The 19,404-nt window shown below is 50.3% G+C and carries 11 protein-coding genes; 2 read left to right on the top strand and 9 right to left on the bottom strand.

Annotated features, from left to right (window positions below; genetic code table 11):
* Positions 1-15: 15 nt before the first annotated feature.
* Positions 16-588 (bottom strand): VOC family protein, encoded by a 573-nt coding sequence (locus RHD99_RS09745; protein ID WP_309878606.1) that lies wholly within the window; start codon positions 586-588, stop codon positions 16-18.
* A 249-nt stretch (positions 589-837) separates the two neighbouring features.
* On the opposite strand from RHD99_RS09745, the gene argS reads away from it, so the two are divergent.
* Positions 838-2,571 (top strand): arginine--tRNA ligase, encoded by a 1,734-nt coding sequence (gene argS, locus RHD99_RS09740; RefSeq protein WP_309878605.1) that lies wholly within the window; start codon positions 838-840, stop codon positions 2,569-2,571.
* Between the two features lie 74 nt (positions 2,572-2,645).
* Here the strand turns inward: argS and lpxA are convergent, their stop codons facing one another.
* The 3 genes from lpxA to RHD99_RS09725 form a co-directional block, all read right to left on the bottom strand.
* Positions 2,646-3,437: an acyl-ACP--UDP-N-acetylglucosamine O-acyltransferase gene (lpxA, locus tag RHD99_RS09735; RefSeq protein WP_183269590.1), complete on the bottom strand. Its 792-nt coding sequence runs from the start codon at positions 3,435-3,437 to the stop codon at positions 2,646-2,648.
* Positions 3,438-3,731: 294 nt separating this feature from the next.
* Entirely contained in the window at positions 3,732-4,871 is a 1,140-nt protein-coding gene (gene bglB, locus RHD99_RS09730; protein WP_309878604.1) for a beta-galactosidase BglB, read from the bottom strand.
* On the bottom strand, positions 4,871-6,460 hold the full coding sequence (locus RHD99_RS09725) for an MFS transporter (protein WP_309878603.1): 1,590 nt from the start codon (positions 6,458-6,460) through the stop codon (positions 4,871-4,873). The genes bglB and RHD99_RS09725 overlap by 1 nt, the downstream gene beginning before the upstream one ends.
* Before the next feature lie 434 nt (positions 6,461-6,894).
* On the opposite strand from RHD99_RS09725, the gene RHD99_RS09720 reads away from it, so the two are divergent.
* Complete coding sequence (locus tag RHD99_RS09720) at positions 6,895-7,608, top strand: hypothetical protein (protein WP_309878602.1); 714 nt, start codon at positions 6,895-6,897, stop codon at positions 7,606-7,608.
* A gap of 251 nt (positions 7,609-7,859) precedes the next feature.
* Here the strand turns inward: RHD99_RS09720 and flhE are convergent, their stop codons facing one another.
* The 5 genes from flhE to RHD99_RS09695 all read right to left on the bottom strand — a co-directional run bounded on the left by flhE (position 7,860) and on the right by RHD99_RS09695 (position 19,337).
* Positions 7,860-8,252 carry a flagellar protein FlhE gene (gene flhE, locus RHD99_RS09715; RefSeq protein WP_309878601.1) on the bottom strand — a complete coding sequence of 131 codons (393 nt, stop codon included), beginning with the start codon at positions 8,250-8,252 and terminating at the stop codon, positions 7,860-7,862.
* Entirely contained in the window at positions 8,252-10,333 is a 2,082-nt protein-coding gene (gene flhA, locus RHD99_RS09710) for a flagellar biosynthesis protein FlhA (protein WP_183269595.1), read from the bottom strand. The genes flhE and flhA overlap by 1 nt, the downstream gene beginning before the upstream one ends.
* Positions 10,326-11,477, bottom strand: coding sequence for a flagellar biosynthesis protein FlhB (flhB, locus tag RHD99_RS09705; protein WP_183269596.1), 1,152 nt, complete (start codon positions 11,475-11,477; stop codon positions 10,326-10,328). Before flhB ends, flhA begins: the two co-directional genes overlap by 8 nt.
* Before the next feature lie 140 nt (positions 11,478-11,617).
* Complete coding sequence (locus RHD99_RS09700) at positions 11,618-12,190, bottom strand: helix-turn-helix transcriptional regulator (protein WP_309878600.1); 573 nt, start codon at positions 12,188-12,190, stop codon at positions 11,618-11,620.
* A gap of 52 nt (positions 12,191-12,242) precedes the next feature.
* Positions 12,243-19,337: an autotransporter outer membrane beta-barrel domain-containing protein gene (locus RHD99_RS09695; RefSeq protein ID WP_309878599.1), complete on the bottom strand. Its 7,095-nt coding sequence runs from the start codon at positions 19,335-19,337 to the stop codon at positions 12,243-12,245.
* Positions 19,338-19,404 lie beyond the last annotated feature (67 nt).

The following is a 19,404-nucleotide window of genomic DNA, read 5'->3' as shown; positions in this document are numbered from 1 at the left end:
TCGTGGACTCAGTGCTTAAACTGAGGGCGCGAGTTCGCTGGCGACAATCTCCTCAATACTCCAGGGATGGAATTTGATGGTGACTTTGCCGTCAGTGACCGCAAGCGTTGGGTTTGGCAGACGTTCCCGCTCACCTTTTGGCGAACTGGTTTTCACCGAAATCCCCGTCTGGCGCAGACCCGCATCAGACAGTAAATCCAGCGCCCGCGCATTCAATGTTTCAGGGTCGCCTGGCAGTACAATTTCAACATGTTCCCAGCCTTCGTGCGGATAGCGCTTTTCTCCCGGCCACGGCAGTTCCACCACGGTAAATTTCCAGTGTGCGACGCAAACCGGCTCGTCGAGTTTAAACAGGCAAATCGGACGATCATTAATGATATTTTCTGAGAGCAGCGTGCCGCACTTTTCCAGACCCTCACGCCACCGTTGGGCGGTCGTATTCTGATGGCAACGCAATGAGATATGGTCAGCGTCGAGCGGTGCAATCTCCAGGTCAAGCCGAGCGGCAAGGCTTGCTAACGCTTCGGTAAAACGCGGGAGATCCGCTGAAATATCATTAAGTTCTGCTATTGTCTGCCAGTTGGCCATCGCCCTATCCTCTCATGTCACGAATGGGGGCTAATCTACCTTTTTCATCCAGCATCACCAACCCCCATCGAGGGGTGCGTGCTGCGAATGGTTAATCCCTATACCGTTAATAGTAGTAGAAGGCGCGCGGGGCAAGGCTTTTGCTGACTACAGGGGTTAAATACAGTTATACTTACGCCCTTATTTTATCCCCAACGATACGGCTGCTGTAAAGTCACGGCAGCCCTTAGCAAAATGTAAGGTATCCCGGTGAATATTCAGGCACTTCTCTCAGATAAAGTCAGTCAGGCACTGATTGCCGCAGGTGCGCCTGCGGATTGCGAACCACAAGTTCGTCAGTCAGCAAAAGTTCAGTTCGGCGACTATCAGGCCAATGGCGTGATGTCAGTTGCGAAATCACTGGGCAAGCCACCACGACAAGTCGCAGAGAGCGTGATTGCGAATCTGGATTTGACCGGCATTGCCAGCAAAGTTGAAATCGCCGGCCCTGGTTTTATCAACATTTTCCTCGACCCCGAGTTCCTTGCGAAACATGTCGATGCGGCGGTGGCTTCCGAACGCGTTGGTGTGAATACTGTTGCGCCACAAACCATTGTGGTCGATTACTCCGCGCCTAATGTGGCGAAAGAGATGCACGTAGGGCACATCCGCTCAACCATTATCGGCGATGCGGCAGTACGTACCCTGGAATTCCTCGGCCATAAAGTGATTCGCGCCAACCACGTTGGTGACTGGGGCACTCAGTTCGGGATGCTGATTGCTTATCTCGAAAAGCAACAGCAAGAAAACGCCGGTGAAATGGCACTGGCTGACCTTGAAGAGTTTTATCGCGCAGCGAAAAAGCATTACGACGAAGACGAAGCCTTTGCTGAGCGCGCGCGCGCATATGTGGTGAAACTGCAAGGCGGCGACGAATATTGCCGCGAGATGTGGCGCAAACTGGTCGATGTGACCATGACGCAGAACCAGAAAACTTATGATCGTCTCAACGTCACATTGACTCGCGACGACGTGATGGGTGAAAGCCTCTATAACTCAATGCTACCGGGCATTGTGAGCGACCTGAAAGCCAAGGGTCTGGCGGTCGAAAGCGAAGGCGCAACCGTCGTATTCCTCGATGAATACAAGAACAAAGATGGCGAGCCGATGGGCGTTATCATCCAGAAAAAGGATGGCGGCTACCTGTACACCACCACCGACATCGCCTGTGCAAAATACCGTTACGAAACCCTGCACGCCGACCGTGTGCTGTATTTCATCGACTCACGCCAGCACCAGCACCTGATGCAGGCATGGACTATTGTGCGTAAAGCCGGTTACGTTCCAGAGTCCGTCACGCTTGAACACCAGATGTTCGGCATGATGCTGGGTAAAGACGGTAAGCCGTTCAAAACCCGTTCAGGCGGCACGGTAAAACTGACCGATCTGCTGGATGAAGCCATGGAGCGCGCACGTGCTCTGGTGAGCGAGAAAAATCCCGATATGTCTGCTGACGAGCTGGAAGCGCTGGCAAAAGTAGTCGGTATCGGCGCGGTGAAATACGCCGATCTGTCCAAAAGCCGTACCACTGACTATATCTTCGACTGGGACAACATGCTGGCCTTTGAAGGCAATACCGCGCCATATATGCAGTATGCCTACACGCGTGTGCTTTCCGTGTTCCGTAAAGCCGACATCGACGAAGCTGAACTACTGAAAGCACCTGTCGTGATTCGTGAAGATCGCGAAGCACAGTTGGCGGCTCGTCTGCTGCAATTTGAAGAAACGCTGAACGTCGTGGCTCGCGATGGCACACCGCACGTGATGTGTTCTTATTTATATGACCTTGCTGGCCTGTTCTCTGGCTTCTACGAGCACTGCCCAATTCTGGCTGCTGATACCGATGAAGCGCGTAACAGCCGTCTGAAACTGGCGCTGCTGACTGCGAAAACCCTGAAACTGGGTCTGGATACGCTGGGTATCGATACCGTAGAACGCATGTAACAGTCGATCGTTATTAGACCATCGTTTAGTACAAGACTCGCCGCTTTACGCGGCGAGTCTTTTTTTTAGGTACGTTAACGAATAATCCCACGCGTTGACTGCGCAAAAAATCGTTCAAAAACAGCAGCAAGAGCAAAATCCCTTAGCGAGGCTTTTACCGCTATCTTCACCTCATCAATCGGTAAAGACTGCTGATAAAGCATGCTGTACAGCGAATGCACAAAATCCTGCTGCCGGGTATCTAATGCCAGAAAAGCTCGCGCATTAATATCGATGCCAGTTGGTCTTGCATGGTTACCGTCGGCCATCACGAATGGCGGAATGTCTTGCACCACGCCGCCCTGATCGGCAACCCTCGAATGCGCACCCAGCACGCAAAACTGGTGAATGGCGCACATAACTCCAACCTGCGCCCCGTCATCAAGAACCACATGCCCGGCCAACCCACTGTTATCGCCCATCAACGTCGCGTTACCCACCACGCAGTCATGGCCGATGTGTACACCATTCAGAAAGCGATTGTCATCACCAATCCGGGTTGTGGAATGCCCCTGGATTGTCCCGCGATGAATCGTAGATTTATTGCCAATCTGATTACGATCGCCGATCACCAGCGTCGTAGGTTCATTCGCATATTTAAGATCCTGATTGACTTCACCTATTGAGGCAAACTGACCAATAGTGTTATCGCGCCCAATCGTTGTGAGGCCATTGATGACCGAATGCGAACCGACAATTGTTCCCTCACCAATAACAACGCCTGTGGAAATAACACAAAAAGGGCCAATGTTCACATGAGCGCCAAGCACGACGCCTGGCTCAACCACACTGTTACTGGCAACCCGAGCTAACGGGGAAATTGACATCAAATTTATCCTGATGGAGGCACAACACAATAACGCCATCATCGGTTAATTATTAATCCAGAGCGTGGATCAACAAGCAAGAGGGGATGAAAGGGAAGCACGGCTTCGCCATTCGAATATCGTTAAGGAGGGTAAAGCGAGTGGAAGGCTTATCGACTGCGGGAATGATAATCAAATGCACGACACATTACGCCATTTATTTATTATTTAATTGGCGGAACTTTGCATTATTTAAGAGCCCGTTTGATTTAATGACAGTTTGCAGACCTGGTTCTCCAGGTCTGCATGGAACGCTTACAGATAAATGCGCAGATATTCGCCCAGGCACAGAATCGCCATTGCCTGGCCGTATGGCATCGACGTCAGCGGGATCTGGCGATAGAACTCCAGATTGCTGCCCATGCCAGTACCGAATGAAACTTGCAACAACTCCCCTTCTGGCGAGATGTTCTTCACGATGCCCTTCATCGCTTTTTCCGCAACGCAAGCATACTGTTTGCCGATATAGCGTTTACGGATACCTTTCAGAATGCCATAGGCAAAGCCTGCCGTTGCCGAAGCTTCGAGGTAAGAATCTGGGTCATCAAGCAGTGTGTGCCACAAGCCGCTGTCATCCTGGCATTTCGCCAACGCAGCAACCTGGCTTTCCAAAACTTGTACCAGATAACGGCGCACCGCGTTATTTTCCGGTAAATCCACCAGCTCCAGGAAGTCAGGGATCACGATGGTCAACCAGCTGTTACCACGCGCCCAACGCGCCTTAGCAAAGTTATGATTGCCTTCGTAATTCCAGCCGTGGAACCACAGCCCCGTATCCCTATCCATCAAATTCTGCACATGCAGCAGGAACTGATAAACCGCTTCTTCGACGTATTCCGGACGATTGAGCAATTTGCCAATTTTCGCCAGCGGTAACACGGTCATCATCAGCGTGTCGTCCCACATTTGCTGATGGTTCTCTTCCGCCAGCGTAATGTGCTGCATGCCACCGTGTTCGGTACGCGGCATTTCATACATCGCCCACTCAGCCCAGCTCTCCAGCCACGGCAGCCAGGCTGGGTTACGCGTTTCTTCGTAACGGTAGGCCAGGGTCAAAAATGGCGCCATCGTATTGACGTTTTTAGTGGTCGCTCCTTCAGCAAAACGGTCTGCGAACCAGCTATCAATAATTTCACACATCTTCTTATCGCCAGTCTGACGATAATACTGATAAATGCCGTACAAACCGACGCCGTGAGTCCACTCCCAGCCAGCCCAACCTTTAGTATCAATGACTCGTCCGTCATCCAGACGCAGCAAGAATTGCCCCGTTTCATCCTTAATATTAACCAGATTGTCCGTCACCTTGTGGATCAGGGTATTAAGCTCATCCCGGGCAATAAAATGCTCCGGCTGGCACAATAATGGGCTGTGTTTGACGGGATAAATGATCATTAACTTAACCTCTGTGATGTATTCGAATTCAGTGTTGCAGCCTGTTTTAACGATGGAGCAGCAGGCTTATTACGATTGAGATAACCAATGTTGTTGTTGCCCCAAAGCGAGTCGTAAGGCATACCTGCCAGCAGTTCGACTGTTGCACGCGCTTCAGGAGTAATGGCTTCTGGCACCGCGCGGCCAGCCGCACGCATCTTCGCCGTTTCTTCGCGTAACACGCTGTGAGTGTGCAGGTTCAATTTAAAGCGAAGGGAAATCAGGAAACCGCAGACCAGTACCGCGACGGTACCGAAACTGAGAATCATCAAAATAGTATGGCTCACCGCAGGTGGCTGCGTAGTCTGCCCGGAAACAAAGCCAGAAAGCTGCATCACGATACCCACCAACATGATCGCACCAGCCTGAGAAGCTTTACGCGTCAGGGTCATAATTCCGGCGAAGATACCTTCACGGCGTTGGCCGGTAATCACTTCATCCACGTCAGCGATGTAGGTGTAAATATTCCACGGTACATAGTTGATGCCGCCACGACCCAAACCAGCCAGGCCTGAAACCAGTAACAATAAGGAGAAGACGTCGCTCAACCCGGCGTAATACAGCACGGCGTAGGAAATTGAGCTCAGACCAAACAGCACGACCACTAAACGGTAAGACGGTGCTGGGCCGTATTTAATACACAGCGGGATCATCCCGATAACCGCGATAAATTGCAGAATAGCCATGGTACCCATCAGGCTCGATGCCACAGACGCACTTTGCATCAGCACAAACACGACGTAGTAGGTAAACACGGCGTTGAACACGTCCTGCGCGATGTAGCCGCCCAGGTACATACCAAGGTGCTGGCGGAAAATTTTCACGCGCAGCGTTGAAGTGAGTTCAACGTTCAGACGTTTCATGCTCTGAGCAAATGTCAGGTTTTTCTTCTCTTCTTCTGCACGCAGTGCAGCTTCCGTCCATTCGCTACGAGGACGTTCCCAGGTAAAGAACCAGACCAGAGTCAGTACAATCGCGCAAAGCGTGGCGAAGACCAGGCTTGAATAGAAGAAGGAGATCGCGTTGTCTTTACCGAAGTGGTTTAACAGAATACCTGGCAGGAATGCCGCAAGAATGGCCGAGAGCTGCGCCATGGAAATACGCGCACCAGAGAATTTCGTCTTCTGTTTGAAGTCATCCGTCATTTCCGGTACCAGAGTTTCGTAAGGCACCAGAATCATGGTGTAAACCACGTCAAAAATCAGATAGGTCACCAGGTAATACCAGTAACTCATCTCGCCAACCCACATGAAGCTGTAGCTAAATACGAGTGGGATACCCAGCAAAATAAAGAACTTACGACGACCGAAACGCTTACCAAGCCAGGTCGAGCCGAAGTTATCAGTCAGGAAGCCCATGAGCGGACTCACGACCGCATCAAGCACCCTGGCCATGGCGAAAATGAATGTCGCCTCAATCGGCGTTAAACCACAAAAGGTGGTATAAAAATAGAGCAACCATGCGGCGGTCAGCGCCGTTGTCCCGGCACCCAGAAAGTCCCCAGACCCGTAGGCAAGATAATTTGCCAATCCAATCTTACGTGTTTTCATTGCCGTCAAACCCCGATTCTATTGTTATAGGAGATTGCACGTCCTGGCGTCTTTCGGCGCCTGCGAGAATCTTACAAGGCTAAGGTAAAATGACAGGGCAACTGATACCTTTCCATTTTTGCCACGGCTTGGCCGATGCTGGCAAAATCACAAAGAGTTCCACCATCAGCGTCACTAATTTATAAAACAATGGTTTATTTTTATCAAAAGCGGGAATTAAAAATGAGATACAGAAAGGGAAAAAGCCGCACAGAATGCTAATGCCGATCGGCTAAGGATCCGTTGAACGGTCCTTAAACTGCGACACTATGACGCCCTCCACCAGAGGAAGCTGTTTTCTTACTTACTCTGTTCGATAGGCTTTTATGCCGTATTTTTGTTCAATTTATAGCCGTATACTGCCTTGGAATCATTACAACCTATATGGACATATTATGCAGGCGTCTGATTATTTAAGGATGAAGTTTCAGAGTGATCGGCATCTGGCTGAAGTCGTACAACGTGGTTTTGTGACCGTTGTGGAATCAATGCCTGGTGTGGTGACTGATATTTATTCAGGATTTGAGCGGGTTAGCTGGTATTCGTCATGTCTTATTCCAAAATATAATGAAGTTTGTCGTGAACTAAAAGACGAAGAAATCAGAACCTTTTTCTCAATACAATCTATATTCGAATACCATGACGTCATTGCGCATATGATTTTTTTGTATTTAAAATCAGTGAGCGATGATATCAGGGAAGGGAGCGAAAATGGATCGGCTCGTAAGCTAATCAGAAATATGACGGGACTGGTAGCTCATATGAAAATAGCGGGTGGGACGCGTTACGCCTTTGCTACCGCAGCCTCTGTAGCGATGTCACGTTCCGGGTTTATGTCTAAAATCGTAGTTGAACGTTTATCTGCAAAAATGCCGACGGTAATATTTGCGATCCAAATCTTTGGTATTCAACAAAATTGCGCCCTTGCCGCCAGACATCTGAAGACAATTTCACCTGGGTATTACGAGATTCTTTATGATGAAAAGCTGGAAATGCTTTACTATTTCGTAGAACCTATACTTAACGAAATGATTCAAAGAGTGAAGTCTCGAGACTTTTTGAATCTGGATGAATTAACAGACTTTTTGCAAAGGAAGTATGGTGTTTAAATCAACTATATTGCTTTTATTGGAAAGTGTCTTGTTTCCCGCATTAATAATAGGCTTTGGCTTATTATGGCTTAATTTGTTTCCCGAATATTTTCTGTTGTTAACATTCATTACAGTTATTGCATTGATTTGGTATTTCCCTTGCATCACCGCCCGGTTTAAAAAATAGAATCACCATGCTCATCACCCGATGAGGCACAATGCCGCTCCACTAAAGTGAACGGCATTGCACACAAATTGCGGCTTTTTTATTATTGATAGTTAACGATAACCTGATTACTACGTACTTTTAACGGCGGAAAAAGGGAACCGCCACCAGGGACTTCCCAGACAAAACGCAACGGCTCGTTGGCTGCAACATGGGTTAGCCCGCGAGTCGTACCACTCTGCCCTTCTATCTCAACGCAACGCGTAACCGAGCATAATCTTACCAACAATCCCGCGGGTGTCGGCCCAATCAACTCATAACGCCAGGCGACCAGAGTCATTCCCCCTTCAACCGGTTGTGAGGGGGACAAAGCGCGTGAAGATGTGGCAACACCACGGTGGCTGAGCGTTGCACCCACGCCCGTTGCCTGCCATGCCCCTTCTCCAGCGGCATGAACAACAAAAGGGAAAAAAATCAGCACTAACAAGCGGATCATTATTTCGCTCCGATAGTCGCGGTCATTCGGATATTGCGATTCTCCGACAGCTCAAGGCTTGAAAGCACCATTAATTGCGGCAAACTGCGGCGTAAGAAACGAGCCAAAAGCGGGCGCAGTGCGTGGTTCACCAGCAACACCGGAGGCGCACCGAGCATCTCCTGGCGCTTCAGGGCATCCTGAGCCTGCTCAAGCAAACGATCTGCCAGCCCCGGCTCAAGTCCGCCGCCACCCTGCAAAGCCTGCAATAACAAACGTTCCAGCGCGGCATCAAGACCAATGACCTGCACCTCACCATTGCCAGGGAACCACTGCTGGGTAATCGCACGCCCCAGTGCTACACGCACCACCGCCGTTAATTCATGCGGGTCATTCTGCACAGGCGCGTGTTCGGCCAGGGTTTCCAGAATGGTACGCATATCGCGAATCGGAACCTTTTCAGCCAGCAGGTTTTGCAACACTTTATGCAGCGTGGTGAGCGTTACCACCCCAGGGACCAGATCTTCGGTCAGTTTTGGCATCTCCTGCGAGACACGGTCGAGCAGTTGCTGCGCTTCCTGGCGGCCAAATAATTCTGGCGCAAACTGACCAATCAGATGGTTAAGGTGTGTTGCAACGACGGTACTGGCTTCCACCACCGTAAAGCCCTGAATCTGCGCCTGCTCTTTTAACGCGCTTTCAATCCAGGTGGCGGCGAGCCCAAAGGCTGGATCAGTGGTCGTTTCACCGGGCAACGTGCCTGCGGCAGTACCTGGGTTAATGGCAAGCCAACGGCCAGGGTAGGCATCACCGCTACCAATCTCGACGCCTTTCATCAGAATGCGATAACGCGCGGGCGGCAAATCCATGTTGTCACGGATATGCACCACCGGAGGCAGGAACCCCATATCTTGCGCAAATTTCTTACGAATACTGCGGATTCGGCCTAACAGCTCGCCGTCTTGCTGGAAATCGACCATTGGGATCAAGCGGTAACCCACTTCCATGCCGAGCGAGTCTTCCAGTTGAACATCATTCCACGTCGCTTCGACCGCCTGCGGATTTTCCTGTGGTTTCACCGGAGCAGCCGGTTTGACCGGAGCCTCCATTTGTCGGCCCCGCATCCACCAGGCAAGGGCCAGCAATGCGGCGGTGAACAGCAGGAAGACAAAGTTTGGCATCCCCGGCACCATGCCGAGCAAACCTAACACGGCCGCACTGAGCATCATCACTCGCGGGTTGTTGAACAGCTGAGTCACCATCTGTTCGCCGACGTCTTGATCGGTTGCCACGCGGGTTACAATCACGCCCGCAGCCGTTGAAATAACCAGTGCTGGAATCTGTGCGACCAGGCCATCACCGATGGTCAACAGCGTATAGCTTTCAGCCGCCGCCCCTACAGCCATATCATGTTGCAGAACACCGACTAACAGGCCGCCGACCACGTTAATCACCATGATCATCAGACCGGCTACGGCGTCACCACGTACGAACTTACTGGCACCGTCCATTGAGCCGTAGAAATCCGCCTCCTGGGTGACTTCAGAGCGGCGTTTTTTTGCCTCTTCTTCACCGATCAATCCGGCATTCAGATCGGCATCAATGGCCATCTGTTTGCCCGGCATCCCATCCAGGACAAAACGCGCCCCAACTTCGGCAATACGCCCGGCACCTTTGGTGATAACCATAAAGTTGATGATAACGAGGATGATGAACACCACGATACCAATGGCAAAGTTGCCACCGACCAGGAAGTGACCGAAAGCTTCAACCACTTTACCGGCTGCGGCACCACCGGTATGGCCGTCCATCAAAATGATACGTGTTGAGGCCACGTTCAGCGCCAGGCGCAGCAATGTGGTAAACAGCAAAATGGTGGGGAACGCGGCAAATTCCAGGGTTTTCTGGGTGAACATCGCCACCAACAGCACCATAATCGACAGCGCGATGTTAAACGTGAACAGCAAATCCAGTACAAACGCAGGCAGCGGCAGTACCATCATCGACAAGATCAACAGGATAAGTATCGGCCCAGCAAGGATTTGCCATTGCCCAGATTTCATACTGGCAGGCAGACGCAACGTAGCGAGCAGATTAGCCATCAGAGTCCTTCTCGTTTGCAAAGTCCAGCGCCTCAGGCACCGGAAGATTTTCAGGTTTTTTCGGGATTAAACCGCCAGCGACACGCCAGCGACGCAGTTGCCATACCCACGCCAGCACTTCTGCCACCGCGGAATACAACTGCCCAGGAATTTGTTGGCCAATTTCTGCATGGCGATATAACGCACGAGCCAGCGGAGGCGCTTCCAGCATCGGAATGCGATGCTCGTTACCGATTTCACGGATACGCAGCGCGACCAAACCCGCGCCTTTCGCCAAAACTTTGGGGGCGCTCATTTTGTTTTCGTCATACTGCAACGCCACCGAATAGTGCGTCGGGTTGGTGACAATCACATCGGCCTGTGGGACATCCGCCATCATGCGGCGGCGCGCCATGGCTCGTTGTTGCTGACGAATACGACCTTTAACGTGCGGGTCACCTTCTTGCTGCTTAAATTCGTCACGAATATCCTGGCGACTCATACGTAGCTTTTTCAGGTTGCTGAAAATCTGGAAAAACACATCAAAGCCGACCATCGGCGTCAGCCCCAGTACAATCAACAAGCCACATACCGCCACCATATTGAGTGCATGGCCTAATGCCGCCAACGGCGGTTCACTCATCAGGCGCATCATCTCTGGCCATTTGTGCAACAGATACCAGGTCGTAACGCTGCCCACCAAAATAGCTTTCAAAAACGCTTTAAGTAATTCGGACCCAGCCTGCGCCGAAAACATGCGCCCTAATCCCGCAATGGGGTTCATTTTGCTGAACTTAAACGCGATAGATTTGCCACTAAATAACAGCCCGCCGAGCATCATCGGTGCTGCAATCGCCACAATCACCAGGCCAAAAATCAGCGGCAGCAGCGCCCAAACGGCTTGTTTACCCAGTTGGCTGATTTGGCTGATGATAAGACGTGGATCGTTAATAATACTGTGGTCAAAGTGCAAACCCGCCGACAACATCGCCGCCAGTTGCCGCGCCAGGGGTTCGCCGCCCATCCAGATAATGCTTAATCCCGCCAGCAACATCAGCAGCGAGGTTAATTCACGGGAACGTGGGATTTGCCCGTCTTCACGCGCCTTTTCAAGTCGGTGGGGTGTGGGGGCTTCTGTTTTATCGTCGTCGCTTTCTTCTGACACCGCAACAATCTCATGGCCGCAATTACCAGCACAGGATGCCAGAGGGGGATAAAGCTAATGGGGGGAAAACGGGGGAGTTTTTGCGTTTGTTTGCGGGTTCAGGTTGTAAACTGAACCCGGTGAAAATCGGCTTTATGCGGTCAGGCAAAGCTCGAGTGGGTGTTTTGTTCCAACAGACGCATAAGATGTCCTTTCTGAATTAATTCAATATTACTGGCTACACCCATTTTTTTCATGGCACTCCTGCGATGAGCACTGATTGTCTTGATACTTTTATTTAAGAGTAGTGCGATATTAGAAAGCGGTAATCCTTGTATATAAAGGTCGGTAATTCGATATTCGCTAGCACTCAGTTTTTTAATGGTGAACATTTTATCCTTCTCACCGTACGTAATTTTTCTGACTGGTTGTATGAATGACAAAATCACTTTTCTGATGATATTAATGGCAGTGTCATAACGTTCAAAAACCATATTCACCCCAGGTAATAATGTGGCGAAAAACTGAAGTATTGAGGGCTTCGCTAAAATCAATATCCGTTCTGCCTTACACTCCAATAACAACATCATCGCCTGCTGACTAATATTGTTATTGCCAAAACTAAAAATAGCGACATCTTTCAGGGAACCAGGGATAGAACCGATATCAGCAAGCAGCGCCACAATGGCTTTCCGTGCAAAGATATCATCACTGTAAACAAAGATATTATCCATATTATCTACGCAAGTAATGGGGAGGTTGCCCTCCCCTAATGTGAAAGGAAATTTATTTGAAATTATATTTAACGCCAATCATGGCCGCATTGTCGTTATAACCCTTATCGCCAATCTGAGAGGTCACATTGCCCCAAACGTTCAGGTTTTTGTTGAGCTGTCCTTCAACGCCAACTTTCAGTTCCGCAATATTTTTAGCCCCGTCCATAGAAGATGAAACACCGTTCATCGTCGCACCAAAATTATTGGTGTTATGGAGCCAGTTAGCCTCTACAAATGGCTGGAACTCGCGATCTTTGCCATCGTCCATTTTGTTATGGCCTTTCAGGTAAGTTCTGACACCCAGGCGGGTCATCAGGTTACCGTCACCTTGAGAGGAAACATGAGTGCCATTGCTCTCGGTATGATCGTCAGCCTTAACTCCCATCCATATAGCCTGTGCTTGTGGTTGAACATACCAGGCGTTGGTCGACCCCTTACTGCCGCTATATTCGCCCACTTTGAAGGTGTAACCCGTTTCCGCGGAAGCGGTGAAACCTTTAGATTTATAAGACTCGCTGTCTAATTCATCCCCTTTCACACTGTTGTTAAACCAGTTGTACTGCGCCCATGTATCAACATATACGCCGGTATGTTCCGCTTCGTTAGCAAGCCAGGTGCCATAAACACCGACGCTATAACCATTCACCGAGCCGTCTGCGCTGTAATGCGTGACGGAAGAACGCGTATTGCTATGGTTGTTGCCGTAACCTGCCATCACACCCAGATGGGTACGGTTTTCATTTTCGCTGCCCCACTGCGCAATATCACCGCCCATCTGCAAGACATAACGGTTACTTTGGGTTTTAAGCTGGCCGCTGTTATCGCGGAAGGCTGTGTGCCCGCCGATATTACGCATCCACATACTGGTGACTTTTGTTTCGCCAGTCAGCATATCCACATAATTTGTCTCACCCAGCCTGTCGTGCAACGTGGTGACAAACATGGTATTCGCTGCCGCAATGTTTGCGGTGTAGGCACCGGCTTCCGGACGCACAATCGGGTCTGTCGGGCTAACCGGGTTTACCGGGTTTACCGGATCGACAGGGTTAACAATGTTATCCGGGACGGGATCTGGCGTTGGTGCCGGGGCCGGAGTCTGCGACTGCAAATACCAGTTGCCCGTATTCCCTTTATTCAGGAAGTAGTCATAAGCTCCTGCCACAGCACGGCCTTGCAGAGCAAAATCCCCCGCCGACGCGCCATCCACATGAACCACTTCAATCCCGTTGATAGTCTGCGCACCCGCGCCGCCAAGGTTGTTTACCTGGACACGCGTATTGCCCGAAGTATCGCCCTTCACCACCAGTTTATCCGTTGCCGAGCTGTCATCACCCAGCGCAGTGTTCAGGTTCAACAACCCATTGTTACCGACATAGTTTCCGTTCACCGTCAGCGTGTTACCCGCAGCAGACCCGGCAAGATTCACCGTTCCACTGTTGTTCAGGCTACCGACTTTAAAATCACCCGCAGCACGATCTTCGTAACCGCTCATGGCGTTCAGAGCCGCAATCGTCCCGAGGTTATTCACGCTTCCGGTAACTTCACCGTTACCCCCCAGCGTGGCACCTTCGGCGATATTCACCAGCCCGTTGCCCGAAAGCTTACCGCTGGCTGCCGTGTCATCACCCAGGATAAGGCTACCCGCTCGCAGATGGGTTTCGCTGGTATAGGCCAAATCACGGTTCACGATTAACGCAGCATTGCCCAGTTTTTCAAGCTCGCCAGAACCCGTCACCGCATTAGCCAGCTCCCAGTCGCTATCGGCGGTAAGATGCAGGCTGCCGTTGTTACTGATGCTCGCATCCCCCAGATTTTCTGCACCAGATGCACGAAGATGCGTACCGGAATCCAGAGCGAATTCGCCCGCAAAAGCGCGGTTATCCGCAACAAGGTTGATATCTGCGTTGTCTTTCAGCTCAACGCTGCCAACACCTGCCAGTTGTTTAGCCAGATTACCCACCGCTGCGGCATCCGTCGCCAGTTGCTTCGCAAACGTTAAGCGGTCATCTTCGCCGGTCAGCGTGACCCGCCCCGAATCCCCGAGGCCAGAAACATTATTCAGCAGTACCTGCGAGCCGCCTTGCAGCGCCACATCGCCGGTAAAGCCGGTATTTGCGCCGTTGACCGTCACCACGCTTGGGTCGATAACTAACTTACCGGCACCCGCCAGCGTATCCGCATTGATCACGCCGCCGTTAACATCACCCGCGCTGCGTTGGGCATCGGTGATGGTCAACACGCTGCCTTCGGCTAAGTTCAAAAGGCTGCCTGCTGCGGTGTTCAGTGCGCCGATACTTTGGCTGAAACCTTGGGTGTTAACAAAAGCCAGATCTTCAATCGTCAGACGACGGGTTTTGCCCAGTACGTTGTCATTGGCAAAGTCCAACGTGCCGCTGCTAACGAGCGTTTCACCCAGATAATCGTTATCAAGGTTAGACAGTGAAACGTTGCCAGTTCCGGTATCAATATGTAAGTCGCCGTTACCTGTCACTTTCGCACTCAGGTCACTGGCCGCACCGGTTGCGCCGTTACTGTCGAGCACCAGCGCACTGGCACCTTCGCCCAACAATTCGACTTGCTTCAGGCCATAGTTGATATACAAGCCGTCGGCGTTTTCGCCGCTGGTCATGCGGTAATCCCACGTTCCTTTGGCGACGGTTTCACCTGCCTGGGTGATATCGACGGTGGCAGCATCGGTGATTTCGTTGCCGTTCTGATCGACAAGCTTGAGGTTGCCGCCGCTGCCGATCACGGTGCCGCTGCTATCCGCCATTGTTACCAGCGTTTGTGCGTCGTCCTGCGCCATCAACGGTAGATGATTATTCGGTAACGGGTTGTCGTTAATCACATTCGTTAGCGCGACTTTAATGACACCCTGCCCACTGATATCAAGGTTGTTCGCCGTATGAATCAAGTTGTCAGCGATTGTCATCCCTGGGTTTAGCGCACCAAAGTCAGCCGTACCACCATTAAAGGCCAGTCCACCGATGTTTTGCGGCCCTTGACCTACAGTCGCAATACTGCCAGAACTTAATTTTAAACGTGCTGCACTCAGCGCCTGAGTATTCACATCTGCCAGTGCAAAAGTGCTGTTTGCCAGATCCAACGTGCCGTTAAATCCATCGGCTTTATTATTATTGGTAAAGGTAAAGGCTTTATTTGATAAATCGGCTTTTACCGTCCCGCTGCCTGCCAGGTGGTTTTTAAATTCCACATCACTGGTATTGTTGAGCACCAGGCTACTGCTCTCATCAATGTTAAATGTCGTGTCGGTACGGTCGGCTTTATCATCCCCTAATGCTAACAACACATTCGCTTCTGTTAAGCGGGAACCATTTTTAAGATTAACGGTTTCCATTCCGGTAATCGCATTCGCATCCTTGAGAATATATTGCGAATTGTCCAGATTCAGGGTGTCTTTCCCCTCTCCACCGTTGAGCGAAGTGAAGAGTGACGTTTCCTGCTCGCCAATATTCACCAGGTTGAAAATATCAACACCGTTACCCGTAAAGAAATCAGTGCCTTTACTGCCGCTTTGCAGATTAACGGTATTATCACCCGTCAGCAGATTCACTTTGCCGATAATTTCAGCGCCGCTATTGTTGTTGAAGGTCATTCCGCTGCCTGAGTTGCTTAATACGGCAACCTGGCTGGCATCTTTAGCTTTGATAACACCGCTGTTGGTAAAGCTATTGACGTTACCGTTATCCAGATTCACCACTTCTGTGGTCAGTGAAGTCGAATTTAACTGGCCTGCCTGTAATACATTGGTGGTTGTGCCCCCCACGGCAAGGGCTGCACCGCCGTTATCAGCCTGAACGTTAACCGTCGTCCCATTCTTCACTGAACCGCTGGTATTAGTGACAATGCCTGAGCCATTTGCCCCAGTGACATTGATCGTCAAACCATCGGAATCCAGCAGATTTAAATCCGCCGTGGTTGCGGAACCATCAGCATGCATTAAGGCAATACCTTTACCCGAACCGTTAACCGTGATCGCGCCGCTGTTGGACAGACCCAATTCGGCTCCGGTTCGAATAGCTGCGCCCTGTTCCACGTTCAGCTTCGCATTAACGATACGAATACCAGCAACTTCAGCCGCGTTTTCAATGGCGTTGCCCGTTTCGGTCACAGAAATGGTCGCATCGGTCACGGTCAATTCAGGATCTGGCGATGCACGTAAAAGCGTAGGGTTTGTTGGAACATCCAACAAAACACCGTGTGCGCCGTTTTTGGCAATTGTCGTTCCTTGCCCGCTTAACGCCAGCGAAGCCCCATCTTTCAGACGATAAGCCGCCGTTCCGCCTGTCGCCGTCACAGTTCCGGTGTTTAACACTTTCGATGCGCCACCCACGATATCAACGGCAATCCCATTTACCGAGATATCACTGCTGTTTTCCAGCTTGCCACCGTCAACCAAAACGCCAGTGCTGTTGGCTGCGGTAAATGACAACGATCCCTTGTGAATCAATGTGCCATTGTTACGCGCGATATACCCCATCGCCCCCGTGGCGGCGTTGGTGTTATCAATTTTCGCGTAAGACGTAAGCTGTGAAGCACCCGTGGCACCCGCCGCTCCCATGATGGATGTTGAATTACCATCCACAATCCCGGCCGTCGCATTTTCAGCCGTCAGAGCCAGTATGACACCCTGATCCAAAACGCCCTGCGCGCCACCTTCAACTTTAACTGCGGTGGCACCTTTAGCATTAACGTTGAGCACCATCTTCCCGGTGTTCAATTTACTGATGGTTTTACCGTCATCACTTTTCCCGGTAACCAACAGAATCGTGCTGTTCTCACCGCTGGCTTTCATCACAGAAGTGCTGCTGTCACTACCCGCAAACGTCGAACCGCCATCAATGCGATAAAGTGTTGAACCTTTGGTTGAGACATTCTGCTCACCCGCGCTGTTATCGACGATGGCCGAACCCGCACCGTAGACAAAGTAGCCAAGCTGGTTTTCACCGGAGTCGAAGGCAACCTGGCCCGCCCCCTCGAGTTTCACAACGCCTTTATTTTTTGCATAAATCCCAATTGCGCGATCGCCTTTTAGCGCAACCGTGCCTGATTGTGTCGCAACCGCACCTGCACCTTCAGCCTGAATACCGTAGTTGGCAGTTTTGCTGACCGGATCAACGCCCTGGTTAACATTAATCGTACCGCTGTTCGTTGCCGTACTCCCGGCATTGACCATCAGCCCTTTGGCGTTAATACCGTTAAGATTAATGGTTCCGCTGTTTGTCACCTGTTTAGCGCCGCCAGAAGAACTTATCCCGGTATTAAGACCGCTGGAATCCCCGTTCTGGGCAACACGACCATTAATATCAATCGTGCCTTTTTGATTAACCACTGAAGCCGCGTCTGATGCGGAAATAGCCGTTGCGCCCTGAGTTTGTGAACCCAAAGTAATATTGGCCGTGGCATTGTTATTAAATACACCGCCTTTAATGACGTTGACTCCAACAGTCCCGAACTGATTAACCAATACATCGCTGGTCATATCGGATAACGATCGCTGTGCCTGACGCCCAATATAGAGTTGACCGTTATTGTCGAATTTAGCCTGGTTTTGCACAATCACACCGGTTGCAACATACCCACCATTAACCGAGGCAGGAGGCGGAAGTGCAGCAACATTTATAGCGCCGTTGTTGACAAGTGTCGCGGTATCATTGAGTGAAACACCCGTGCTCAACGCGTAATCCTGAACGGGTGCCACGTTAATAATGCCGTCGTTTAATACCGTACTGTTGCCATTGGCATTAATACCCACCTGCATACCGATGCCGGTATTGGTCCCTTTGCTTTTGGCCGGGGTGTATGCCTGCATTTCAGGATTGGTACCCGCATCAATAACCCCCTGGTTATTGACCACACTATTATTTGCATAGACAACATAGGCTCCACGCAAAGAGTTATAGGCTGTACCCAGAACACCCAGGTTATTTAGCACTGCACCATTTAACAGCCTGACCAGCGAAGCATCAGAGTTATATAATTGTATATTAGCGTCCTGGCTAATATTAACCCGTGCATCGGCACCGTCGGCCTTAATAAAGGACACACGGTCACGGTCAACATTCATATTGGTTGCGTCATTGGCAGGAATATCCGCACTGACATAAACCTGTTTCAGCGTTGTATCATAAGCTTTAGCAATTTCGGCATCATAATCCGCAGCGGCTAGCGCACCGGTTTTAATCGCATTTTGCAGTGCAGTATTGTAAGCCTGGAAACCTGCCAGATCGTTAACAACAAAGTTACCAATTTTGCTGTTTACCGCATTGCTGAAACCACTGACAAAAGAGGCGACCGACTTAGCACCAGAGTTATTATTATTAGTGTTACCCAGCGTGGCGACAGTTTTAGAATTGTAATCAAGTACACCCGTTCCACTAACATCAAAGACGCTGGCAGTAGGAATATCCTTTTGGCTTCCCTTCATTATTACTGAAAGGTTATTCGCGGCATTATTCACCCAGTTTGTCGCAGTAGAACCGACATTAACCGCCAGATCGCCCCCTGATTTAACAGAGAAAAGGTTTGTGTCAACATACTGGCCATGCTCGCCCACCGCATAAGAGTTAGGGAACATAAATGAAGCCGCAGAGCTGACGGCCATGTTTGCATTATCGTAAACGGAAACGGTCACTTGATTCTGCGTTTGCTTATCTGTATATGAAATAGTCTGGCTTTTTTTACCAATTTTAAATATATCACCGGAGATATATTCAGATCCTGAAGTGACTATACCTGCATCAAGTGCTTGTTGTAGCGTGAAGTTTTTATAACCGGGGTCGCCTTTGCTAATATTAGCAAAACCATTACTGCCGCCAGTAATCAGGTTCACCTGTCCGGTAATTATTGAATAAGCACTATCCTGTGGCGTAAAGTAGCCCACCTCGCTGTCTACCGCGAAGGTTTTTTCTGTCGCCAGTGCCGATAAAATGCAGGTCAGCAGCATTTTCCTGGAGAAAATAACATCGGCTAATATCGCGCCCGCGCAAGATGATTTACTTTTCTTCCGGCCCTGGGAAAGTTCGGAGGCGACAACATATCTGCCAAGCGTGGCATTCCAAATCACTTTGTAAAACTTATTCATAAGACACCCGATCATGCTTAAATATAATTAACTTTGTTAAGGTTAAATAAGGTATTTATTCAACCCG

Source organism: Buttiauxella selenatireducens (assembly GCF_031432975.1).
Classification (GTDB): domain Bacteria; phylum Pseudomonadota; class Gammaproteobacteria; order Enterobacterales; family Enterobacteriaceae; genus Buttiauxella; species Buttiauxella selenatireducens.
Note: the sequence above shows the minus strand (reverse complement) of the source record. Positions and strands in the feature narration are given on the sequence as shown.